Origin of the sequence: Segatella albensis DSM 11370 = JCM 12258 (assembly GCF_000426565.1) — a bacterium.
GTDB lineage: Bacteria > Bacteroidota > Bacteroidia > Bacteroidales > Bacteroidaceae > Prevotella > Prevotella albensis.
The window spans coordinates 1-23,645 of record NZ_AUFP01000025.1 but is presented as its reverse complement, the minus strand read 5'-3'; the positions used below and the strand labels follow the sequence as shown (position 1 = coordinate 23,645).

Here is a 23,645-nt window from a genome sequence, read left to right as displayed (position 1 = left end):
AAAGACGGTGACGTCAAAGCCGAGCACTACTAATTGCCCGAAACTTTCTAAAGAGTTTATGCTTTTTGTTGTTGAGTAGAAAGTAGATACAGGTTATTTTATAAGCTGCTTGTGTGCAAGGATGTCATAAGCCATATCAGGTGGTTATTGTGGTGGGGTCCCACCTCTTCCCATTCCGAACAGAGAAGTTAAGCCCACTTACGCCGATGGTACTGCAATGCAATGCGGGAGAGTAGGTAACCGCCTCCTTTTAAATCAAGCCTCGATTACGAAAGTATTCGGGGCTTTTTTCGTTTCATATAACTCGGGATATTGCTGGGGTGGCTGATCTTGGTTATATTATCTATTTCGTTGGCTTCTTTAGCATATAAGTTGTTTCGATATTTTTACATATTTTGATACTTTTAACAACTTAATTTATTGATAATCAGTAGTTTACTTGCATATTTGACCTTTTTTTTGTACCTTTGCATCCAGTTAATAATATGAAACTGAGATAAGTAGGGTAACTTTTTCTCATAACCCTTCTATCGTGAATTTACTGATGTTGTAGTTCAGACTTTCAGGTTTCAAAAAGCGATAATTATGAAGAGAATAAAAAGATTTGTATTTCTAAGTATTATTTTATTTACAACGAGTATCGGTTCTGCGTTGGCAGAGACAACCGAAAATGTGGCTCAAGAAAATATTTCGAATTTTGATTGGACTCCAGTGATCAATGCGATAATCCAGGTAGAAAGCAATGGAGATAAAAATGCAAAGAGTGGAGCTTCTGTAGGCGCTATGCAGATTACACCAGTTTTGGTTTTTGAATGTAATAGAATCTTAAGACGAAAGAAAAGTAAAAAGAGATTTAAATTATCTGATCGATATAGTCTCGCTAAGTCTAAAGAAATGTTTCTTCTCATTCAGTCTGTATATAATCCTTTGAATAACATAGAAAAGGCCATAAGGTCTTGGAATGGTGGAAACCACTATAGTGTGAGTAGAACACAGCGTTATTTCAATAAGGTTATGAGTATTTTAAAGTAGAAATTTACTCTATGATTATAGATCCGATAAAACATGCTAAAAGGTTGTTTTATCGGATTTTTTATGGCTATTTCGATTTGATATATATCAAGTTTTACTATTTACCCTAAATTTATTGCTATTTTATTTGGCGATTTCAATTATTTGTTGTACCTTTGCAGTCGCAAATCGGAAATGATGCCGATTATGGTAATATCGCGGAGTGGAGCAGTTGGTAGCTCGCCAGGCTCATAACCTGGAGGTCGCATGTTCGAGTCTTGCCTCCGCAACTAATTAGCGCAATGTTTTCATTGCGCTTTTTTTATGTTTTGACTTATTGTAGAATAAATATTTATTTGGTTAATTATTTTTATTCTTTCTGTATTTTTTCTATTTAATATTTGTTTTTCTCAGTGAAAAGAATTACTTTTGCACATAACTGTTATTTGTGCAGAATATTACGGAGGAATATTAATTATGTCAATTTCCAAAACTAGACAAAAACTTGTGGATGTCGCACGGCAATTATTTGCGAAAAACGGCATAAACAATACTACGATGAATGATATTGCTCAGGCTTCGGGTAAAGGTAGGCGTACGCTCTATACATACTTTAAAAGTAAGGAGGACGTTTATTATGCTGTGATAGAGTCGGAACTGGAAAGATTGTCTGATAAATTGGATGAAGTAGCCTCGATGAAGATGAGACCACAGGATAAAATTATAGAATTAATCTATACTCATCTTAATATGATTAAAGAGACTGTTGTTAGGAATGGCAATCTTCGTGCAGAATTTTTTCGTAATATTTGGATGGTTGAGAAGGTAAGAAAAAACTTTGATGAAGACGAGATAGAACTTTTCAGAAAAGTTTATTCTGAGGCCAAAGAAGATGGTGAGTTTGATATAGAGAATGTTGAACTTGTAGCGGACATTACTCATTATTGTATAAAGGGTCTTGAGGTACCCTTTATTTATGGTCGTTTAGGTCATGGCTTGAGTGTAGAGAACAGTAAACCTCTTGTAGCGCGTGTGGTTTATGGCGCTTTAGGTAAGGCAAAATATTAGAATCATTATAAACCTTTAAATAATAAAAAGAAAATGGGATTATTAACAGGTAGAACAGCCCTGATTACAGGTGCTGCACGCGGTATCGGTAAGGCTATCGCTATGAAATTTGCTTCTGAGGGAGCTAATATTGCATTTACAGACCTTTTCATTGATGAAGAGCATGGTGGTCTTGCTACAGAGCGTGAAATTGCAGCTCTTGGTGTAAAGTGTAAAGGCTATGCTAGTAATGCAGCAGACTTTGCGCAGACAGAGAGTGTTGTAGCTAAGGTAAAAGAAGAGTTTGGAAGTGTAGATATTCTAGTAAACAATGCAGGTATCACAAAAGATGGTTTGATGCTTCGAATGACAGAGGCACAATGGGATGCTGTTATTGCAGTAAATTTGAAGAGTGCATTTAACTTCATCCACGCATGTGTTCCTGTAATGATGCGTCAGCGCAAGGGTAGTATTATCAATATGGCATCTGTAGTAGGCGTTCATGGTAATGCTGGTCAGGCAAACTATGCAGCATCTAAGGCTGGTCTTATTGCTTTAGCAAAGAGTATAGGTCAGGAGATGGGTCCTAAGGGCATTCGTGCAAACGCTATTGCTCCAGGTTTCATCGATACAGCTATGACACAGGCTCTTCCTGATAATATTCGTAAGGAGTGGATTAGCAAGATTCCTCTTCGTCGTGGTGGACAGGTTGAGGATATTGCGAATACAGCACTTTATCTGGCTTCTGATTTGTCAAGCTATGTTAGTGGACAAGTTATCCAGGTTGATGGCGGTATGAATATGTAATTCTAGTAGATTAGAATTAGAAACGTACATGAAAGTAATATACGAAGATAATCATATCATCATTGTAGCCAAGAAGAGTGGAGAGATAGTTCAGGCAGATAAAACCGGCGATGAACCACTTTCGGAGACAGTGAAAAAGTATATTAAAGAGAAGTACCACAAACCGGGGAATGTTTTCCTCGGTGTGGTACATCGCTTAGATAGACCAGTTTCAGGTGTAGTCGTGTTTGCCAAGACGTCGAAAGCCCTGTCGAGATTAAATAATATGTTTCGTACAGGAGATGTTCACAAGACATATTGGGCTATTACCAAAAATACGCCGAAGTTATCAGAAGCGACTCTTACCAATTGGATTGTACGTAATGAAAAACAAAATAAGAGTTATGCCTATGATCACGAAGTGAAGGATTCCAAGAAGGCAATACTCAGTTATAAAGTTATTGGACAAACAGATCATTACACTTTATTGGAAATACATCTGATGACAGGCCGTCATCATCAAATACGATGCCAGTTAGCGCATATCGGATGTCCAATAAAAGGTGATCTAAAATATGGTGCTCCACGTAGTAATCCAGATGGAAGTATTTCTCTACTTTCCAGACATATAGAATTTATTCATCCTGTATCCAAAGAGCAGATTTCCGTCGACTCGCCTCTCCCCGACGATAATTTATGGAGAGCAATAGCACCACAATAATCTGTGCCTATGAAAAAGGTTCTCAAGTGGATTGGTGTTGTCCTTTTAACGCCGATTCTGCTATTTGTTATTTTCGCAGTGCTACTTTATTTGCCACCAGTACAAAATTGGGCGATAAAGCACGTGGCTGCTTACGCTTCCGAGAAAACAGGCTTGGATATAACAGTAGCCCATGTGAATCTCGAATTTCCGTTGAAACTAGGAGTTGAAGGCGTGAAGGTTCTTCAACAAAATGATTCTCTTCCTCAGGTAAAGGATACCGTTGCCGATATTCACAAGACAGTCGTTGATGTTCAGTTCCTCCCTCTGTTGAAAAAACAGATTATGGTAGATGAACTGAACTTTAATCGAATGAAAGTAAATACCACCAATTTCGTGCATGAAGCACGTGTAAAAGGTGATATTGGTCAACTTCGTTTGCAGGCACATGGTATTGATCTTGGTAAAGAACATGTTTTGGTAAACAACTGTTTATTGTCTGATGCAAGAATATCTGTAGAATTATCAGATACCGTTCCCCCAGATACCACACCTAGTAAGAACTTTTGGAAAGTGAATATCGGTAAACTGAAGATGAAGAATACCGATTTCACACTTCATATGCCTGGCGACACCTTACAGGTAAGGACATATTTTGGAGATGTACAGGCCGAAAAAGGATATCTGGATTTATATAAAGGACTCTATACTATAGGCCATTTAGATTGGCAAAAAGGTAATCTGAACTATGACAATCGCTATAAAGTTCATACTAAAGGTATGGACTTCAACCATATTGGTTTGGATAGTTTAAAACTCATTGCAGACTCCTTCTATTATTGTGACTCCCAGTTGAAAATCAAGATACAGGAAAGTCATTTCAGAGAAAACAGTGGCTTACAAGTAGACAGATTGGTAGGAACTTTCCAAATGGATTCTACGAGCATATCCTTGCCAAGTCTTTATCTAAAGACATCCAATTCAGAACTGCGTACCCAGTATGCCATGGATATGAATGCCTTTGATGATAAAGCCCCAGGTAAGATGGATATCACCTTGAATGGTATGATAGGCAAGCAAGATTTATTCTTGTTTATGGGTGATGCCATTCCAATGCCTTTGAAGAAGAGATGGCCTCAGGAACCACTTATTGTCAATGGAACATTGAGAGGAAATCTACAGAAAATTCATTTGGAGAATGTAACATGCAAACTCCCAGGAGTAGCACGGATTAATGCAAATGGATTCTTGACAAATCTTTTAGACGTCAATCATTTATTGGCAGATGTCAATGTTGCGGCAAACACCTATGATTTAAATATGGTTACCGCAATGTTCCCGAATACAGTAAGAAAACAAGTTCGTATACCTCGTAATATAGGATTAAAAGGACATTTTAGAGTAAACGGAAATCGTTACGATGCACGTTTCGTCGCCAATGAAGGAGGAGGCAATGCCCATGTCATAGCCCAAGTAGATATCAAGCGTATGACTTATCAGTTGAAGTTAAAAGCCAAAAACCTCCAACTACATCATTTCCTTCCTCATCAGGGATTACATCCTTTTACTGGGTATTTAGAAGCAAAAGGCAGTGGTACAGATCTGATGTCTGCAGGCACGCATTTACAGGCAAAGGCCCGTATCGACCGGTTTACTTATGGCACCTACAATTTAGACAATATACTTGCTACAGCCAATGTGTCAGGAGGTAAGATTCAAGCGAAAGTAGACAGTCATAATCGGTTGTTCAAAGGAAAAATGTCCCTTGATGCACTAACGAGTCATCAACGAATCCGAGCAACGATATCATCAGATTTGGACAAAGTAGACCTCTATCGGTTGAGATTTGCAGACACCCCACTTATCGTATCCGTTTGCGGACATGTCGATATAGATACTGATATGAAAGACAGTCATCGTGTACAGGGAATGTTGAGTGACATTACCGTTATCGATGAGAAAAAAATATATCGTCCGGATGATGTTGTGATGGATATCCTGACACGTAGAGATACCACCTATGCAGTGGTAGATTGTGGTGACTTCCATCTGAAATTGAGTGCTGGTGATGGATATCAGAAAATCTCTCATTACGGATCCCTGTTAGCATCCAGACTGATGAAGCAATTCAAGGAAAGGAAGATAGACCAGAAATCACTTAAGCAGATATTACCGAATTGTGATTTATACCTTTCTACGGGTAAAGACAATTTCTTTGCTAAGATGTTGCCAAAATATGGATTTGATTTTAAGTCTGCCAATATCAATGTCACGTCATCCCCCGTTTCTGGATTGAATGGCTATGCTAATATTGATTCGTTGGTCTACCTTTCGGACAGCATTCGGTTAGATACCGTACGGCTCAACTTAGCATCAAACGAAGATACCCTTGGCTATCATTTGTTTGTACGGAATAGAGCAGACAACACACCAGCATTTACAGCGAAGGTAAATGGAGAAGTATGGGAACGCGGAACATATCTTTTTGCTCAGATCTATGACCAGAATGATCAGTTAGGTATAGAATTGCCTCTGTCGGCAACGATGGAGAAGAATGGTATAAACTTCCAAATATATGAGCAAGACCCGATCTTAGGTTATAAGAAATTCTCTGTAAATAACAATAACTATGTATTCCTAAGCGATGATGGACGAGTATCGGCAGATATGAAATTGCGAGCCGATGATGGACAAGGCGTTCAGATTCTTACCAATGATAGTAACGCAGAAGCCCTACAAGATGTCACGGTAAGTATTCATAGCTTCGATTTAGCGAAGATACTGTCTGTAATACCTTATGCTCCAGACGTCACAGGTGTTATGGATGGCGATTTCCATGTTATCCAAACCAAAGATGAATTCTCAGTATCTTCAGATCTCGCCGTTCAGAAACTCACTTATGATAAGGTGAACATGGGAAATCTGGAAACCCAGTTTGTGTATGTACCAAGAGTAGATGGAACCCACCAAGTAAATGGCATCTTGTTCTCGGATGGAGAAGAAGTAGCTACGGTCAATGGTACATACAATTCTAAGGGAGATGGATATCTGGATGCCGGCATAGATATGGACCACACACCACTGTATCTGCTCAATGGCTTCTTCCCAGACCGTATCATGGGATTGCGTGGTTATGGTGAAGGTAAGTTGACCGTAAAGGGACAACTCAGCAAACCAGACGTAAATGGAGAAATTTATTTGGATTCATCATACATATACAGTGAACCATATGGCGTAGAGATGCGATTTGCCAACGACCCGGTTATCATAGAGAATAGCAGATTACTCTTTGAGAATTTTGAATTATTTGCAAATAATGATCAGCCGTTGAATGTTTCTGGATATTTCGACTTCTCAGATTTAGACCGTATGAATATGGATGTGAAGATGAGAGCCACCAATTTTGAACTGATTGATGCAAAAGAAAATCCACGTTCTGAAGCTTATGGAAAGGCATTTGTAAACTTCTATGGCGTCATGCAAGGACCTGTGGCGAATTTGCAGATGCGAGGAAAACTGGATGTCTTGGGTTCTACCGATATGACCTATGTACTCAAAGAGTCAGAGTTGACCACAGACAATCAGTTGGAAGAACTTGTGAAGTTTACAGATTTCTCGGATACAACGACTGCTGTTGTAGATAAACCCGTACCGCTTGGATTTGATATGAAGATGACCATCAATGTAGACGAGACAGCCCATATTCTTTGTATGCTTAATGCCGACCATACGAATTATATAGATTTGCAAGGAGGCGGAGAGTTGCGCATGAGCTATAATAATGTTGATGACCTACAACTGAACGGACGCTATACGCTGAATAGTGGTGAAATGAAATATTCGTTGGATATTATCCCACTTCGTACCTTTACGATTCAAGATGGTAGTTATATCGAATTCCGAGGAAATCCATACAATCCACGCTTGAAGATTACCGCTACAGAAACAATTAAGGCAACAGTAGGGTCAGGTACGTCTGTAGGTCGAGTCGTAGACTTTAATTGTGGTGTGAAACTTACCCAAACCTTAGAAAAGCCGGGTATTGAATTTATCATTTCCGCCCCTAATGATGTCAGTCAGCAGGATGAACTCAATACGATGAGTAAAGAAGAACGAAGTAAAATTGCCATTGCGATGTTAGCATCAGGAATGTATCTCGCTGATGGCAACACCTCTTCATTCTCTATGAATAGTGCCTTGACATCGTTCCTCAATTCCCAGATCAACAATATAGCCGGTTCTGCTATGCGTTCGATGGGGCTTGATTTGGGTATGACGGTGGATAACTCTACAAATGCTTCGGGAGCAATTCATACAGATTACAACTTCAAGTTCTCTAAACGACTATGGAACAATCGATTAAGTGTAATCGTTGGAGGGCGTGTCTCTACAGGAGCACAGATAGAAGGCGTACAAAATAACAACAATTCCTTCTTTGATAATGTAGAGCTACAATATCGTCTAAACAAGAACAGTAGTCAGTATCTCCGTGGATTCTACGACAACAGTACCTATGACTGGCTGGAAGGCAGGATAGGAGAATATGGTGTCGGTTTCTTATGGCGCAGGAAACTTCAGCATTTTAGTGATATCCTTAGGTTCAAGTCAGAGAAAGCCGATTTACCACCTGTTGATACGACTTATCGCAAAAGAAATATAGAAGAGAAGAAAAATGAAAAGAATTAATCATATATTCCTTTTATTCATATTGGCACATTCATTATGCCTGATGATTTCATGTAGTTCCACCTCCGCATTGCCAGAGGGAGAACAACTCTTTACCGGTCTCAAGAAAATTCAATATAAGAATTATGAAGAGAACCCTCATGCAGAAGAAGTAAAGACAGAGATGGAATATGTGTTAGCTTCTACTCCCAATAGCGCATTGTTCGGGAGCAGCTATTACCGCAGTCCCTTTCCTATTCGCCTTTGGGTATGGAATGCATTTTCACAGTCAGACGATGCCTTCAGCAAATGGATTACCAAAGCTTTTGGAAGTAAACCGAAGTTGATGAGTCAGGTAAATCCCACCTTGCGAGCAACTGTTGCAGAATCACAATTGAAGAAGTTCGGCTATTTCAAAGGAAAGGTAGATTCGAAGATTATCACCCAGAGAAATCCCAAGAAGGCCAAGATTTCCTATACCGTTGATCTCGGACATTTGTGGACTGTAGATACACTCGATTATCAGAGATATCCTGCCGAGATAGACACTTTGATAACAAAAACGAAGGAGAATGCCAAGGTGAAGAAAGGAGACCCTTTCAGTGTGTCTGAGATGGAAAATGAACGCCAGCGCCTGACCTATCTATTCCGTAATAATGGTTATTTCTATTATAACAACGGTTATTCCTCTTATCTGGCAGATACCACAAAGACTCCTGGTAAGGTGCAACTTCATCTAGCTTTGGCCGATAGCCTTGGCCATAAGGTGATGCATCCTTGGTATATCGGGAACTTAACGATAAACTTTCGGAAACAGTTCAGAGAAGAATTGGAGAATACCATTTCCCGTCGCCGTTATGTCTTCAATTTCAATGGTCGCCAACTCCCCATCAGAGCAGGTGCTATCATGCGTGATATCAAGTTGCGCCCAGGACAGCTCTATAGTGTCGATGACGAGCAGAATACTTTGTCTAATATCCAGAATACAGGATTGTTTAGCTATTGCAACCTTCAGTTCACCCCAAAGGATTCCTCAAGATGTGATAGCTTGGATGTAAACCTTGATCTAGTTTTCGACAAACCCTATGACTTCTATGTAGAAGCCAATGCCAAAGGAAAGACCACAGGACGTGTCGGACCAGAGTTGGTCGTTGGTCTTACCAAGCGTAATGCTTTCAGGGGAGGAGAAAAGATAGACATCAATCTCCATGGATCGTATGAATGGCAGACAGGGCATAAGGATGAAGGTTCAGATTCTAAATTCAATTCTTATGAATATGGAGGAGACGTGGCCCTTGTCTTTCCGCGACTTCTAACTCCGAGGAATTTGTTGTTCTCATTCTCTACCCAAGAAGCCCGTCGCCGATATTTTCAGAAGCATCGGGGAGGAGTCCGTAAGTCAGATGCCTATTATAGTACCCCGACAACGACACTCAAGGCTTCTGTGAACGTGCTCAACCGAGCAGAATATTTCAAGAGACATGTTGTTTCCGGTGAGCTAACATACGACTGGTGGCCTACGGCCCAATCCCATCATAGTTTCAGTCCTTTGATTCTTTCGTATGAATATATGCATGGAAAGACGGAATTGTTTGAGAAGTTGTTGGCTGATAACCCTTATCTACAGATCTCTATGCGTGATCAGTTCGTGCCCAAGATGAGCTATACCTATAGCTATAAGAGTCCGGCTACCTATCGTCATCCTATCTCGTGGTCAATGACAGTCAGCGAATCTGGTAATATACTTTCCGCAAGTTACGTCTTGTTTGGAGAGAAATGGAGCGAGAAAGATAAGACCATGTTCAAGAACCCGTATGCACAGTTCCTAAAAATAGAGACCGACTTCGTGAAGCAATGGAATCTATCCAGTTCCTCTTCCCTGTTGGCCCATCTGAATACCGGTGTCATCTATACTTATGGAAATTCCAATCAGGCACCATATTATGAACAGTTCTATGTTGGAGGCGCCAATAGCATCAGAGCCTTCAACGTTAGAAGTATAGGCCCTGGCAAATATAAACCTACAGAAGGTAGATTCTCATATATAGATCAGACGGGAGATTTTAAACTGTTGGGCAACCTCGAGTATCGTCCGAGACTCTTTGGGGATCTCTTCGGCGCCATCTTCCTGGATGCAGGTAATGTATGGTCACTTCATGATGACGCAACGACTCATCGAAGTGGCGGTAAGTTCGAATTTAATAATTTCTTTAAACAGATGGCTTTGGGAACAGGAGTCGGTGTTCGATACGATCTGGGAATGTTCGTTATCCGTTTGGATTGGGGAATCGGAATCCACGTCCCTTATGAGACAGGTAAGAACGGATTCTACAACATCAAGAGTTTTAGGGATGGACAGAGTATACATTTGGCTGTGGGATATCCATTCTAACCCTTATGATATAAAAAAAAGTTAGTCAAAAAGAAAAATGTAGAGTAACCTACTTCCTTTTTCCTATAAAATTAGTATTTTTGCAACTAATAATTCTAAAAATAAAAATATGAAACCTACATTATTACTTCTTGCTGCCGGTATGGGCAGTCGTTACGGTGGATTGAAACAGTTAGACGGACTAGGTCCTAATGGTGAAACTATTATGGACTATAGTATATATGATGCTATTCAGGCCGGTTTTGGTAAAATCGTTTGGGTTATCCGCAAGGATTTCGAACAAGATTTCAGAGAGAAGATTCTTTCAAAATATGAAGGTCATGTACCTTGTGAGTTATGCTTCCAGAGTATCGAAGACCTACCGGAAGGATTCAAGGTACCAGAAGGAAGACAAAAACCTTGGGGTACTAACCATGCCGTTTTGATGGCAAAGGATATCATCAAGGAACCTTTCTGTGTTATCAACTGCGATGACTTCTATAATCGTGATTGCTTCAAGGTAATTGGCAAATTCCTGTCAGAGCTTCCTGAGGGCAGCAAGAACCGTTATGCAATGGTTGGTTTCCGTGTCGGTAACACATTGAGCGAGAACGGTACCGTAGCTCGTGGTATTTGCTCAAAGGATGCTAATGAAAACCTGCAGACCGTCGTAGAGCGTACAGAGATAGAGCGTCATGATGGTAATGTACAGTATAAGGATGAGAATGGCGAATGGGTAACCGTTGCTGATAATACCCCAGTATCAATGAACGTATGGGGCTTCACTCCAGACTATTTTGAATATAGCGAGGCTTATTTCAAAGAGTTCCTGAGCGATCCTGCAAATATGACAAATCTGAAGGCAGAATTCTTTATTCCGTTGATGGTAAATAAGTTGATCAACGAAAAGACAGCAACTGTTCAGGTTTTGGATACTACAAGCAAATGGTTTGGCGTAACTTATGCTGCCGACCGTGATAGCGTTGTAGCAAAGATTCAGAAACTGATCGACGAAGGTGTATATCCTAACAAATTGTTTTAATGAATATTAATCTATTGTCAGAACAGGAAGCCGCTACCTTGAAGGACTGGATAGCGGCTTCTTCACGTATATTGATTCTTTGTCATAAATCTCCTGATGGTGATGCTATTGGTTCAAGTCTCGGATGGGCCGAATACCTAAGGAGTTTAGGCAAAAATCCTTCTATTATTGTTCCGGATGCCTATCCCGATTTCTTACATTGGTTACCCAATACCGATAAGATAATCCGTTACGACAAGCATGCAGACAAGGTAGAAGCTTTATTCTCTCAGGCAGACCTGATATTCTGTCTAGACTTTAATGTACCTACCCGTATCGAAGAGATGGGAGAACTGCTCACTCAGGCCAGATGTAAGAAAGTCATGATCGACCATCATCTCAATCCATCTTTGGATGATGCTATGATCTTATCATACCCTAAGGCCAGTTCTACGAGCGAACTGGTGTTCCGAATCGTTTGGCAGTTAGACGGTTTCGAGTCTATGAAAAAGGCATGGGCCGTTCCGGTCTATTGCGGAATGATGACAGATACAGGCGGTTTCACTTATAACAGTACCGATCCAGCTATCTATTTTATCATCAGTCAGTTACTGTCAAAACATATCGACAAGGATAAAATCTATCGTAATGTATTTAATAATTACAGTTCGTGGGCAATTCGTTTCCGTGGATATTTGTTGAATCAGAAAATGAATTACTTTGAAGACCTCCATGCCTCATATTATACCGTCACCCGTGATGAGATGACACGATTCAATTTTATAAAGGGCGACTTAGAGGGACTTGTGAACGAACCATTACGCATCAAGGGAACCAAACTCTCGATATCATTGCGTGAAGATACCGATACGGATAATTTGGTATTTGTAAGTTTACGCTCTGTTGACGATTTCCCATGCAATAAGGTCGCAGAAGAATTTTTCAATGGAGGAGGTCATCTCAATGCCAGTGGTGGAAAATTACATTGCAGCATCGAAGAAGCAGAGAAAATAGCACGTCAAGCGATAAAAAGTTATGCCGAGATGCTTCGTAAATGATGAAAAATTATAATATATCTAAAAAACGAAGGTAAGCAGCAATACTTGTTTTATCTTTTTTGTAACTTTGCCCTTAAAATAATCAGGCGAAAATGAAGAAATTCTTATATACAGTATTACTGATATTGTCAGTAGCGGTAACCTTTGAATCTTGTAGCGATACAGAGACATACGCAGAACAGCGCGATCGTGAGCGCCAATCTATCAATACTTTTATTGTTGCCAATAAAATCAATGTGATTTCAGAAACGCAATTTCTGAAAGATACGGTCACTGATGTATCGAAGAACCAGTACGTATTGTTCGAGAATACCGGTGTCTATATGCAGATCGTGAATCGTGGTACAGGTACAGTTCTTCCTGCAGACGGAAAACCTCATGAAGTACTTTGTCGTTATGACGAGTATAATATACAGAGCTTTTCAGACAGAGATATCAATACGGTACCTCGTGATTTTTGTACCACAAGCAATCAAGTCAATTTGCCGACCTTGGGAAATGTTCCGGAGAAGATGTCTGTTATCAACACATCCGGCACATTTGAGGCTTCCTTTATAGAAGGAGTGATGTTAAAACAATATGGCGCCTCAGTACCTGCGGGTTGGTTGTTCCCTCTGACTTATCTTCGTCTGGATAGATATATCAACGAGAAATCAACGATGGCAGAAGTAAAATTGATCGTACCTCATGGTCAGGGCCATCAAAAAGCCAGTGAATATGTAGCCCCATTCTATTATCATATTTATTATATGATGGGCAAATAATATATTTAATAAGAAGATGACATTAATAAAGTCTATTTCAGGAATCCGTGGTACAATAGGCGGACCTGCGGGCGATACATTGAATCCGCTCGATATTGTAAAGTTCACATCAGCTTATGCTACGTTCATTCGTCGTAGCGGTAAGTCTAATAGTAATAAAATTGTTGTTGGTCGTGATGCCCGCATTTCTGGCGAGATGGTAAAGAATGTCGTTTGTGGTACATTGATGGGTATGGGTTACGATGTAATCAATATCGGTTTGGCCACAACACCAACCACAGAACTTGCTGTTAGAATGAGTGGTGCTGATGGTGGTATCATCATTACAGCCAGTCATAATCCTCGTCATTGGAATGCACTTAAACTCTTGAACCACGAAGGAGAATTCCTTACCAAGGCAGATGGAAACGAAGTGCTGAGTATTGCAGAGAAAGAAGATTTCGAGTATGCCGATGTCGACAATTTAGGTAAATATGTAGAAGATAACACTTTCGACCAGCGCCATATCGAGTCTGTATTGGCTCTTGAACTGGTAGATGTTGAGGCTATCAAGAATTCACATTTCAAGGTTGTCGTCGATTCTGTAAATTCCGTAGGTGGTATCATTTTGCCAGAACTGTTGGATAAACTTGGAGTAGAATACAAGTTCTTGAATGGAGAGGCCAATGGTGATTTTGCTCATAATCCAGAACCTTTGGAGAAGAACTTGGGTGGCATCATGGACGAATTAAAGAAAGGTGGCTATGATTTAGGTATCGTTGTAGATCCTGACGTAGACCGTCTGGCATTCATCCAGGAAGATGGAAAGATGTATGGCGAAGAGTACACACTCGTAACCGTAGCCGATTATATCTTAGACCATGTGAAGGGTGCTACTGTTAGCAACCTAAGTTCAACCCGTGCTTTGCGTGATGTTACCGAGAAACACGGCTGCAAGTATTATGCCGCAGCAGTAGGTGAGGTTAATGTGACGACCAAGATGAAAGAAGTCGGTGCCGTAATTGGTGGTGAAGGTAATGGTGGAGTAATCTATCCAGAGAGCCATTACGGTCGTGATGCCCTCGTTGGTATCGCCTTGTTCCTGAGTAGCTTAGCTCAGAAAAACGTAAAGGTAAGTGAACTTCGTGCAAGTTTCCCTAACTACTTTATCGCCAAGAACCGTATCGATCTCACCCCTTCTACCGATGTGGATGCAATACTCGTCCAAGTAAAGGAGAAATATGGCAAGGAGCCAGATGTACAGGTTACCGATATCGACGGCGTAAAACTCGATTTCCCTACCAAGTGGGTACATCTCCGTAAAAGTAACACAGAACCAATCATTCGCGTATATAGTGAGGCTTCCACCATGGAGGAAGCAGATGCTTTAGGCAAGCAGTTGATGCAGATTGTTTATGACATGCAGAAATAATTACTAGTGATATAAGAAATAATATAAAAGAACTCTCGTAAGACTAATTGGTCCTTGCGAGAGTTCTTTTTTTTGTTGTTGCCAATTGAATCCTGCCGCCGTTAAAATTACTTTTTATTCCTTAATTCTCTATCGATAAAAGGTGCTCATAATTTGCGAATTCAAAATAAAAGAAGGGCTGATTAGGAATGTTAGAAATATGAGTTAATTGTAAATTGTTGATTTATAGGAAGTTATGTTTTGAAGACGTGGCTTGTCTCCAAAATATACAGGATGCGTAGGCTTATACAGTTAACTGTGTAAGCCTACAAACCTACTCGCATCAGCTTACGAAGTTAACTTCGTAAGCTGATGAAGTTAACTTCGTTCGGAAAATCAATTTCTTAAATGGTATTTTTCTTGTTTCAAAGGTGGTAGATGCTTCCTGTTTGTTCTAGATTGAGCAAAATATGGAACACATTTTCTTTTAACATTTCCGTGGAAAAAACTTAAATTTTATAAAAATATCTTCCCGGAACAATCCTTTTCGGCCCCCATACATATAAAGAATTTCTGCTGATTGTATAAGGAATTTGTGGCATATACCGATTTTTTTATTATCTTTGCCACGAATTAACTTTAAAACATGAAACGCATAAAATTTCTTTTTATTAACCTATTTCTGTTAGGGGCATTATCGGTCTCGGCAACGGATTATATTCAGAATGGTAATTTCTTTACCGTTCGGGTTCAGAATCCTTCGTCTTCGCAGTCTCCGCATTGGGTTCGCCTTCAGGTGATCAACTCAAAAATTATTCGTGTGGAAGCGACCAGTGAACAGAATTTCCCTGTGAAACATTCTTTGATCATCACTCCTAAGTTGGATACCAGTATCGTTCCTCAAGTGTCTGAGCAGAACGGATGTGTGGTGGTTTCAACACAGGATGTCTCCGCTCATGTGGATAAACAAACGGGATATGTGACCTTCTATGACCGTAATGGACATCAGATTACTGCAGAACAGACCAAGAACTTGATTCCTTATCGGGTTCCTGACCGTGAGATAGGGGTTGACGTGGATAGAGTACCGGAAGATCAGCGTAAAGGCTTCTCCTGGCATTTGGTCTTTGATAGTTCCAAGGATGAGGCTTTCTATGGACTGGGACAGCATCAGAGTGAGGAACTGAACATGAAAGGTAAAAATGAAGAACTTTTCCAGTATAATACTAAGGTGAGTGTGCCTTTCGTGGTCAGTAGCCATAATTATGGTATCCTGTGGGATAGCTATAGCTATGGAAGGTTTGGTAACCCGAATGACTATCTCCAGTTAAATAGAGCTTTTACCTTATATGATAAGAATGGGCAGAGAGGGCAACTTACCGGAACTTATACTTCCAAGGACGGACGACAAATTGTACGTGGTGAAGACAGTATATACTTTGAGTTCGCGTTGCCTGATATTCCGGCGCGTACTACGAAAGATATTGGAGTAGGCAACCTGCCAAAGGGATTCCCGTTGAATGGTTCCCATATCACCTATGAAGGTTATATCCAGGCACCGGTAGACAACCTTTATCGTTTCATCCTCTATTATGCAGGATATATGAAAATCTATGTCGATGGTAAGTTGGTTGTTCCCGAACGCTGGCGTACAGCATGGAATCCTAATGCCTATAAATTCAATGTGGCGCTGAAGAAGAATGCTAAGTCGAAAATCCTTATCGACTGGTATCCTGACGGCGATGTTTCATATTGTGGACTCCGTGTCGCAGCACCCCGTAGCGAACAGGAACAAGGACAGCTGAGCATTTGGAATGAAATGTCGAAAGACCTGGACTATTATTTTATAGCCGGTAATAATCTTGACGAGGTAATCTCTGGCTATCGCACTCTTACCGGGAAGGCACAGGTGTATCCGAAATGGACGCTCGGCTTCTGGCAGAGTCGTGAACGCTACAAGAGTAGTGAGGAGATAGAGTCTACGCTCAAGACTTTCCGTGACCGCCATATTCCGATAGATAATATCGTGCAAGACTGGAACTATTGGAAACTGGACAGCTGGGGAGATCATACTTTTGAGACTTCTCGTTATCCTAATCCTCAGGCTATGCTGGACAGCGTGCATGCCATGAATGGAAGATTCATGATCTCCGTATGGCCTAAATTCTATAACACTGTAGCAAATTATAAAGAATTGGATAAAAATGGATGGATGTATCATCAGGCCATCAACGACAGTATCTATGACTGGTTAGGATATATGGGGAGTTTCTATGATGCATATTCGGCAGGGGCTCGTAAGATGTTCTGGAGACAGATGGATGAAAATTTATATTCCAAGTATAAGTTTGGTATTGATGCTTGGTGGATGGATGCCAGTGAACCTAATGTGCGAGACTGTACTCCGATGTGGTATCGTAAGGCTTTGTGCGGACCTACAGCCTTGGGTACCTCTACCGAATATTTCAATGCCTATTCTATCGTGAATGCCGAAGCTATCTATCATGGACAACGTTCTGTGAATCCTAATCAACGTGTGTTCTTGCTCACCCGTAGTGGTTTTGTCGGCGAACAACGTTATAGTACTGCCACTTGGAGCGGAGATATCGCTACTCGATGGGAGGATATGCGTGCCCAGATGACGGCTGGAATGAATTATTCTCTTTCAGGATTGCCTTTCTGGGGAATGGACCAAGGTGGATTCTGTGTAGAAAATCGTTATGTTGCTGCCCAACAGTGGTATGACAAGACCGGTGAGGAAAATGCTGATCTGAAGGAATGGCGAGAGTTACAGACCCGATGGAATCAGTTTGGCTGTTTTATCCCACTTTACCGTACACATGGACAATGGCCGTTGCGCGAAGTCTGGAATATCGCACCGGAGAATCATCCGGCCTATCAAAGTATCCTCTATTATGACCGCTTGCGCTATCGCCTGATGCCTTATCTTTATAGTATGGCGGGTGCTGTACATTTCAGAGACTATACCATGATGCGTGCCCTCGTAATGGATTTCAATGGTGACGAAAAAGTCTATGATATTAAAGATCAGTGGATGTTCGGTCCTTCGCTTATGGCGTGTCCGGTAGGAAAGTATCAGGCTCGTTCCCGTGAGGTTTATCTCCCTAAGCAATGTGGATGGTACGATCTATATACTGGTAAATATTATGATGGTGGTCAAACGATTGTTGCAGATGCTCCTTATGAGCGAATCCCAGTCTTTGTACCTGCTGGCGGTATCATTCCTTTTGGCCCTGAGATGGAGTGGAGTGACCAGAAGTCTGCGGAACTCATCAACTTGTATGTCTATGCGGGTCGAGATGCTGAGTTTACACTTTATGAGGATGAGGGAACGAATTATAATTATGAGAAGGGAAAGTATGCAACGATAGATTTCAAATACAATGATCATGATAAGACACTTACCATCTGTGACAGACAGGGAGACTTTGATGGAATGTTGAAGAATCGTCGGTTCAATATCGTGTATATTACTTCCGGTCATGCTCAGTCTCTCGTCATGGATCATCCTCATGGTAAGATGGTGAAATATAATGGTAATATTAAAAAGGTAAAACTATAATGTTTAAGATCAAATCGATTTGTTTACATATATTATTGTTTTGTACAGCGGTCACGGCATCAGCCCGTGACCGTCAGTTGTTTGATGACGGCTGGTTGTTCTTGTTGGGTGATTCTGTACAGATGGCGCAACCTGATTATCATGATACGCATTGGCGATCGCTCAAACTGCCGCATGACTGGGCTGTGGAAGGTGATTTCTCGGTAGACAATCCGAGTGGGGCAGGTGGTGGTGCTCTCCCCGGTGGTATCGGGTGGTATCGTAAGCATTTCCATATATCCGGAAATACGAAATTCCCATCTCGTCGGTTCTATATCCAGTTTGATGGCGTGTATATGAATTCTGTGGTCTATGTCAATGGGCATAAGGTTGGCTATCGTCCTTATGGATATAGTACGTTTGAATATGATATTACTCCTTTTATCCATATCGGTGCAGATAATGTGATTGCCGTAAGGGTGGATAATAGTGATCAACCGAACTCTCGCTGGTATAGTGGTTGCGGAATCTATCGCCATGTATGGTTGACAGAAAAAGAAAGTCCGCTTCGCATAGCTCATTGGGGAACCTTCGTCACTACGGATGTCAAAGGGAAAGTACACATAGAGACAAGGTTGAGTGCTCCTTCCGACGTGACTATGCCACAGTTCTCACAGTTGAAAATACATGCCAGCATATACGATGGTGGTAATAACTTGGTGGCAGAGACAAGTAGTCGAATCATGAAATCTGCACTCTTGACATTGTCGAAACCTTTGAAGGTCAATGCCACGGTGCATCGTCCTCACCTATGGTCGGTAGAGCACCCTTATCTCTATAAGGTAAAAGTTGAACTGATAGTAGATGGTCAGGTGATAGATACAGAAACGACAACGACAGGTTTTCGGCATTTCCGTTTTGACGCAAATACAGGTTTTTGGCTGAATGGTAAGAATATGAAAATCAATGGTGTATGTATGCATCATGATTTAGGCTGTCTGGGAGCAGCACTCTATGAAGATGCCCTTCATCGTCAACTTCTTCGATTGAAAGAAATGGGTGCGAATGCCATTCGTTGTTCACACAATCCCCCTTCTCCTGAATTGCTCAATATGTGTGATTCTATGGGATTTATCGTAATGGATGAGTCCTTCGATATGTGGAGACGGAGAAAAACCAAGAATGATTATGCCAGATTCTTTGACCAATGGCATGAACGCGACCTGACAGATTTGGTGTTGCGTGATCGTAATCATCCTTCTGTCATGATGTGGAGTATCGGCAATGAAGTGTTGGAGCAGTGGAGTAGTGCTGATGCGGATACTCTCTCGTTAGCTCAGGCCAATTTGATACTGAATGCCGGACATGATGCTTCGCAGTTGGCTAACGATACTGTGATGAGTGTGAATTCCCTTCTCACCAGACATCTCTGTGAGATTGTGCGCCGTTATGATACGACCCGACCGATTACCGCAGGATGCAACGAGACTTCTCCTGATAACCATCTCTTTAAGTCGGGTGCTCTTGATATCATCGGTTTCAATTATCATCGACATGATATCAAGAATGTACCCAAGAATTTTCCTGGTAAACCATTCTTGATGTCGGAGAGTGTCTCCGCACTCCAGACCCGTGGATATTATATGATGCCTTCAGATTCTGTCTATCAGGCTCCCAAGGAGTGGTGGCTGCCATATACTGACCCTTCATATAAATGTAGTGCTTATGATAATATGCATGCCAGTTGGAGTAGTACCCATGAGCAGACTTGGGATATCGTGAAACATACGCCGTATTGCAGTGGACAGTTTATCTGGACGGGATTTGATTATCTCGGTGAACCTACTCCGTATGGCTATCCTGCTCGTAGTAGTTATTTCGGAATTATCGACCTTGCTGGATTTCCTAAGGATATCTATTACATGTATCAGAGTGAATGGACTACGAAAACGGTGCTTCATCTGTTTCCGCATTGGAATTGGTTGCCAGGACAGAATATAGATATGTGGTGTTATTATAATCATGCTGACGAGGTGGAACTTTTTATCAATGGGAAAAGTATGGGTGTTCGTCGTAAGTCTGTTGCACCAAGTACTCCTTATCATGCTCTTTGGCACGTGGTGTATGAACCTGGTGAGGTAAAAGTCGTTTCCCGTTTGCATGGCATGAAAATCGCGGAACAGACTATTCATACGGCCGGAACACCTGACAGACTGCGACTCTGTTGTGACTATGCCGGTAAGGAACTTACGTTCTATCGGATAGAAGTCGTTGACAAAGATGGAAATATTTGTCCGCGTGCAGCACTTCCTGTCTTTATGAAGACGACAGGAACTCTGCAGATTGTAGGTGTCGATAATGGATTACAAACGTCGACGGAAAGATTTCAGGCTGACCATATCACTACCTTTAATGGTAAGGCCTTGGTCGTATTGCGTGGCAAGGGAACGCTGACTGCGCAGACGTATGATATGCCTGCTGCGAGCGTTGAATAGATTGCAAACGTTTGCACAGTAATCCGTGCAAAAAATGCAAAAATAGAGAACCAATCTATGAATTATCGCTTATCTTTGCATTACATACATAAGGAATATAATACTTTTAGGTTGATAGATTTTAGGTTTTAATGTTTTGTTAGTTTGTATAGGATTTAATAGAAAGAATGATTAGATTAAATTAGTTTTGTTGATTTAGTGAGTAAAGAGCCCCGGATGCAGTGATGTGCAGCCGGGGTTTCGTTTTATTATTCCTCAAAAGTTACTTTGACGTTCTTATTTCCTATACTTGTCAGCATCTTGCTGAATTGCTCCTTCGCATTCTCTTCTGCAGTGCTGATGTTTGCTTTTGTCATGCACCGTTTGCGCATCATGGTGCGTGCTCTTTCATAGAGTCTCTGTTTGTCTTTTGCATTCCATTTGCCTTCTTCAAAGAAACTTCTGGTTTGAGCTTCATCGATAAAATTCTCATCGAGAAGTTCTATTGGAGGGAGTTTGCAGATGAGGGTGTCTTTCTCAACTTTTATCCAGTCATCCTCAGCTTTGTTAAGGTTTATGCCCAGACGTAGTGTGCCGTAATAGATTCTTACGAGTTCGTCATCACCAAAGAATCCACGTCGGACGGTATCGACAAGTTCTTCGTCGTTTATACTCAGGAACTCCCATTCTGCAATATTTTTGATACTGGCTATCTGGTTGGGGGTGACATCAATACGGTCGTCCTTACTGATGCTTATCGAACTACCTTTTATATAATGAAAGACTCCGACAACCATTGCGAGGACGATGATGGCTGTCAATAAGTATCCTGTTAAAGATAGTACGGTTGGGGTGATATATCTATTCCATTTCATTTCTCTATCGATGTTTGGTCAAAAAGCATTTTTAGGTCGTTGAAGTTGAATTCCTTCCTGAAGCTTATCTTGATATTTTCTTCCTTATAGCCCATTTGCTGGATCAAGGGAATCAAGGTGTTGGCTGCTGATACCTGAGCACTTCTGATAATGCCCATCTTCGGTATGCTCTTGATGACGTCATCACGTCCTTGCTTCTCATATTTCAGTAGTTCTTCATCACTGAAACTGCTTCTCGTGAGGGCTACAAACTGTTTTACGCCTTCGTGGTCGATCTTGCTGCTCGTCAGCATTACTTTAGGGTCTGGTAGGATAATTTCTATCTTATCGCCAGATTTCTTGATGTTTTTTTCCGTCAACTTGCTTAGGTCGACGTATGCCTTGAGCGTTACATCCATAGGAATGGCAATCTTCCGTTTCCCTAGGGGTAGGTTGATACTGAAATCTTGTTTGAGAATCGATCCCTTCAACTTTACTTCATCATCATGTGTCACAATCTTGTGCACATGATATTCTGTGGTATATAGTTTATTGCATTTCTGAATCTGCAATACCATCATGGGGATGGTATCGATGGTAGCTTCAGTCTGCTCTTGAGACTTGTTGCCACACGATGAAAATACGCATAGTGCGACAAGGCAAACTGCAATGAAGAGTGCGTGAATGTATGAGGTCTTTTTCATATCAGCAAAAATACATACTTTGTTTTCATCTGACAAGTATTTTTGTTAAATGAGTGTTAAATAGTATGATATTAATAAATTTTTCCTATCTTTGCATGTGCAAAAATTAAATATGAGATGAATAAGGTAACGGTTCTATTAGCACTCTCGCTTCTTTCAGTTTCTTTGATGGGATGTAAAGAAAAGAAGACAAACGATATTATTGTATCCAAGGTTCCTCAGCGTAAAGGGCCTGCTCCTATACAGCACATGAGTGAATACAAGGATATTCGTACAACAGAGTGGTTGGGAACTACCTATAAAGTGGATGTTCGTCGTTCATATGACACATCGTTGCCTATCGTTCATGTCGATGACAACAGATACTATGACAATCAGGTAAAGGTAAGAATCCTCAGAAAGGATGGTACCGAGTTCTTTTCTCGTACCTTTACCAAAAGCAATTTCAAAAATTGGCTTCCTGATAAGATTGCAAAGAATGGTGCCTTGTTGGGTGTCGTATTTGTGGAGGCAAGTGGTGATTGTTTGAATTTTGCAGTAAGTGTGGGGTCTCCTGATGTTACCAGTGATGAATATGTACCATTGGTATTGAAACTCTCCAGATATGGAGTGACATCGGTTTCCTCGGATCAGCAGTTAGATACTTCGTCTAATAAGAGTGATGAGGGTGATGATGAGGAGGTAACAGACTAATATAAAGATTTTATTAGATTTCATCATAAAAGCGATGTACTTCACAGTACATCGCTTTTTTATTTATTGTGTACGATATCCGTGCGATAAGAGTATGATGATTGTTATAGGCATCGTATAAATCATAGTTTTTCTTGTTGATAGATTTCTTTGCGATGCTTCCGAGGAAATTAAGGAGGGTATATATAAAGAAAATAGAGAAAGAGGATTCTGAAGTGAACCCCGAAAGTTAGACAAAAAACTTCCGGGGTTCATTATGTCAGAAAGAAAGAGAAGAAAACATGATTATTCAGCCCGTCTAAAATATATACGGCTGTTAGAATCTGGATGGACTTTTAATTTAATCCGTGTTAAATATGGTATTGACGACACTCAACTTAAAGTTTTGTGGGAGAAATATCAGCAATACGGGGAGGCTGGTTTGCATAAAAGTGGAAAAATCAAGGCCGATTTTGCATTAAAGAAGAAAATCGTGCTTGATATTATAGAAAATCATTTAACTTTGCACGCAGCTTCGATAAAATACGGTCCATCCATAAGTGCCA

At 40.8% G+C, this 23,645-nt stretch carries 16 protein-coding genes, 1 tRNA gene and 1 rRNA gene; 16 read left to right on the top strand and 2 right to left on the bottom strand.

All coding sequences use genetic code 11. The features are described from left to right. Positions 1 to 136 precede the first annotated feature (136 nt). The 14 genes from rrf (at position 137) to K333_RS0109195 (ending at position 20,870) form a co-directional block, all read left to right on the top strand. Positions 137 to 249: ribosomal RNA gene (gene rrf / locus K333_RS0109260) — 5S ribosomal RNA — on the top strand. A 336-nt stretch (positions 250 to 585) separates the two neighbouring features. Then, entirely contained in the window at positions 586 to 1,032 is a 447-nt protein-coding gene (locus K333_RS0109255) for a transglycosylase SLT domain-containing protein (protein WP_024990602.1), read from the top strand. A 196-nt stretch (positions 1,033 to 1,228) separates the two neighbouring features. Continuing rightward, positions 1,229 to 1,301, top strand: a tRNA-Met gene (locus tag K333_RS0109250). 187 nt (positions 1,302 to 1,488) lie between these two features. After that, positions 1,489 to 2,079 carry a TetR/AcrR family transcriptional regulator gene (locus K333_RS0109245; protein ID WP_027452609.1) on the top strand — a complete coding sequence of 197 codons (591 nt, stop codon included), beginning with the start codon at positions 1,489 to 1,491 and terminating at the stop codon, positions 2,077 to 2,079. A gap of 33 nt (positions 2,080 to 2,112) precedes the next feature. Beyond that, the gene (gene fabG, locus K333_RS0109240) at positions 2,113 to 2,865 is read left to right on the top strand and encodes a 3-oxoacyl-[acyl-carrier-protein] reductase (RefSeq protein ID WP_024990601.1); all 753 of its coding nucleotides are present in this window, start codon (positions 2,113 to 2,115) and stop codon (positions 2,863 to 2,865) included. A gap of 28 nt (positions 2,866 to 2,893) precedes the next feature. Continuing rightward, a complete protein-coding gene (locus K333_RS0109235; protein ID WP_024990600.1) occupies positions 2,894 to 3,565 on the top strand; it encodes an RluA family pseudouridine synthase in 672 nt (223 codons plus the stop codon). A gap of 9 nt (positions 3,566 to 3,574) precedes the next feature. Further along, the gene (locus K333_RS0109230; protein ID WP_027452608.1) at positions 3,575 to 8,230 is read left to right on the top strand and encodes a translocation/assembly module TamB domain-containing protein; all 4,656 of its coding nucleotides are present in this window, start codon (positions 3,575 to 3,577) and stop codon (positions 8,228 to 8,230) included. Further along, a complete protein-coding gene (gene tamL, locus K333_RS0109225; protein ID WP_027452607.1) occupies positions 8,217 to 10,601 on the top strand; it encodes a translocation and assembly module lipoprotein TamL in 2,385 nt (794 codons plus the stop codon). Before K333_RS0109230 ends, tamL begins: the two co-directional genes overlap by 14 nt. Positions 10,602 to 10,710: 109 nt before the next feature. Further along, positions 10,711 to 11,622 (top strand): glycosyltransferase family protein, encoded by a 912-nt coding sequence (locus K333_RS0109220; protein WP_024990599.1) that lies wholly within the window; start codon positions 10,711 to 10,713, stop codon positions 11,620 to 11,622. Beyond that, a complete protein-coding gene (locus tag K333_RS0109215) occupies positions 11,622 to 12,659 on the top strand; it encodes a DHH family phosphoesterase (protein ID WP_024990598.1) in 1,038 nt (345 codons plus the stop codon). Before K333_RS0109220 ends, K333_RS0109215 begins: the two co-directional genes overlap by 1 nt. Before the next feature lie 92 nt (positions 12,660 to 12,751). Next, entirely contained in the window at positions 12,752 to 13,423 is a 672-nt protein-coding gene (locus K333_RS0109210; RefSeq protein ID WP_024990597.1) for a DUF4827 domain-containing protein, read from the top strand. A 16-nt stretch (positions 13,424 to 13,439) separates the two neighbouring features. Next, a complete protein-coding gene (gene glmM, locus K333_RS0109205; protein ID WP_024990596.1) occupies positions 13,440 to 14,834 on the top strand; it encodes a phosphoglucosamine mutase in 1,395 nt (464 codons plus the stop codon). 625 nt (positions 14,835 to 15,459) lie between these two features. Further along, positions 15,460 to 18,396, top strand: coding sequence for a TIM-barrel domain-containing protein (locus K333_RS0109200; protein ID WP_024990595.1), 2,937 nt, complete (start codon positions 15,460 to 15,462; stop codon positions 18,394 to 18,396). Continuing rightward, positions 18,396 to 20,870, top strand: a complete 2,475-nt coding sequence (locus K333_RS0109195; protein ID WP_027452606.1) for a glycoside hydrolase family 2 TIM barrel-domain containing protein — start codon at positions 18,396 to 18,398, stop codon at positions 20,868 to 20,870. The genes K333_RS0109200 and K333_RS0109195 overlap by 1 nt, the downstream gene beginning before the upstream one ends. A gap of 248 nt (positions 20,871 to 21,118) precedes the next feature. On the opposite strand, the gene K333_RS0109190 is transcribed toward K333_RS0109195, so the two are convergent. Then, positions 21,119 to 21,724, bottom strand: coding sequence for a DUF4230 domain-containing protein (locus tag K333_RS0109190; protein WP_024990593.1), 606 nt, complete (start codon positions 21,722 to 21,724; stop codon positions 21,119 to 21,121). Continuing rightward, positions 21,721 to 22,407, bottom strand: coding sequence for a DUF4230 domain-containing protein (locus tag K333_RS0109185; protein WP_027452605.1), 687 nt, complete (start codon positions 22,405 to 22,407; stop codon positions 21,721 to 21,723). The genes K333_RS0109190 and K333_RS0109185 overlap by 4 nt, the downstream gene beginning before the upstream one ends. 117 nt (positions 22,408 to 22,524) lie before the next feature. Between K333_RS0109185 and K333_RS0109180 the strand changes: the two genes are divergently transcribed. Both K333_RS0109180 and K333_RS0109175 read left to right on the top strand, forming a co-directional pair. Further along, positions 22,525 to 23,100: a DUF4738 domain-containing protein gene (locus K333_RS0109180; RefSeq protein WP_024990592.1), complete on the top strand. Its 576-nt coding sequence runs from the start codon at positions 22,525 to 22,527 to the stop codon at positions 23,098 to 23,100. A gap of 256 nt (positions 23,101 to 23,356) precedes the next feature. After that, a partial coding sequence (locus tag K333_RS0109175) for a helix-turn-helix domain-containing protein (RefSeq protein ID WP_027452604.1) occupies positions 23,357 to 23,645 on the top strand: 289 nt, incomplete at its 3' end.

Bases quoted from the DNA above. Each gene is read 5' to 3' on its own strand.
- K333_RS0109215 (WP_024990598.1), top strand. From the start codon at position 11,622: ATGAATATTAATCTATTGTCAGAACAGGAAGCCGCTACCTTGAAGGAC.
- K333_RS0109200 (WP_024990595.1), top strand. From the start codon at position 15,460: ATGAAACGCATAAAATTTCTTTTTATTAACCTATTTCTGTTAGGGGCA.
- K333_RS0109190 (WP_024990593.1), bottom strand. From the start codon at position 21,724: ATGAAATGGAATAGATATATCACCCCAACCGTACTATCTTTAACAGGA.
- K333_RS0109185 (WP_027452605.1), bottom strand. From the start codon at position 22,407: ATGAAAAAGACCTCATACATTCACGCACTCTTCATTGCAGTTTGCCTT.
- K333_RS0109230 (WP_027452608.1), top strand. From the start codon at position 3,575: ATGAAAAAGGTTCTCAAGTGGATTGGTGTTGTCCTTTTAACGCCGATT.
- glmM (WP_024990596.1), top strand. From the start codon at position 13,440: ATGACATTAATAAAGTCTATTTCAGGAATCCGTGGTACAATAGGCGGA.
- K333_RS0109245 (WP_027452609.1), top strand. From the start codon at position 1,489: ATGTCAATTTCCAAAACTAGACAAAAACTTGTGGATGTCGCACGGCAA.
- K333_RS0109255 (WP_024990602.1), top strand. From the start codon at position 586: ATGAAGAGAATAAAAAGATTTGTATTTCTAAGTATTATTTTATTTACA.
- K333_RS0109180 (WP_024990592.1), top strand. From the start codon at position 22,525: ATGAATAAGGTAACGGTTCTATTAGCACTCTCGCTTCTTTCAGTTTCT.
- K333_RS0109220 (WP_024990599.1), top strand. From the start codon at position 10,711: ATGAAACCTACATTATTACTTCTTGCTGCCGGTATGGGCAGTCGTTAC.
- K333_RS0109235 (WP_024990600.1), top strand. From the start codon at position 2,894: ATGAAAGTAATATACGAAGATAATCATATCATCATTGTAGCCAAGAAG.
- K333_RS0109210 (WP_024990597.1), top strand. From the start codon at position 12,752: ATGAAGAAATTCTTATATACAGTATTACTGATATTGTCAGTAGCGGTA.
- K333_RS0109195 (WP_027452606.1), top strand. From the start codon at position 18,396: ATGTTTAAGATCAAATCGATTTGTTTACATATATTATTGTTTTGTACA.
- tamL (WP_027452607.1), top strand. From the start codon at position 8,217: ATGAAAAGAATTAATCATATATTCCTTTTATTCATATTGGCACATTCA.
- fabG (WP_024990601.1), top strand. From the start codon at position 2,113: ATGGGATTATTAACAGGTAGAACAGCCCTGATTACAGGTGCTGCACGC.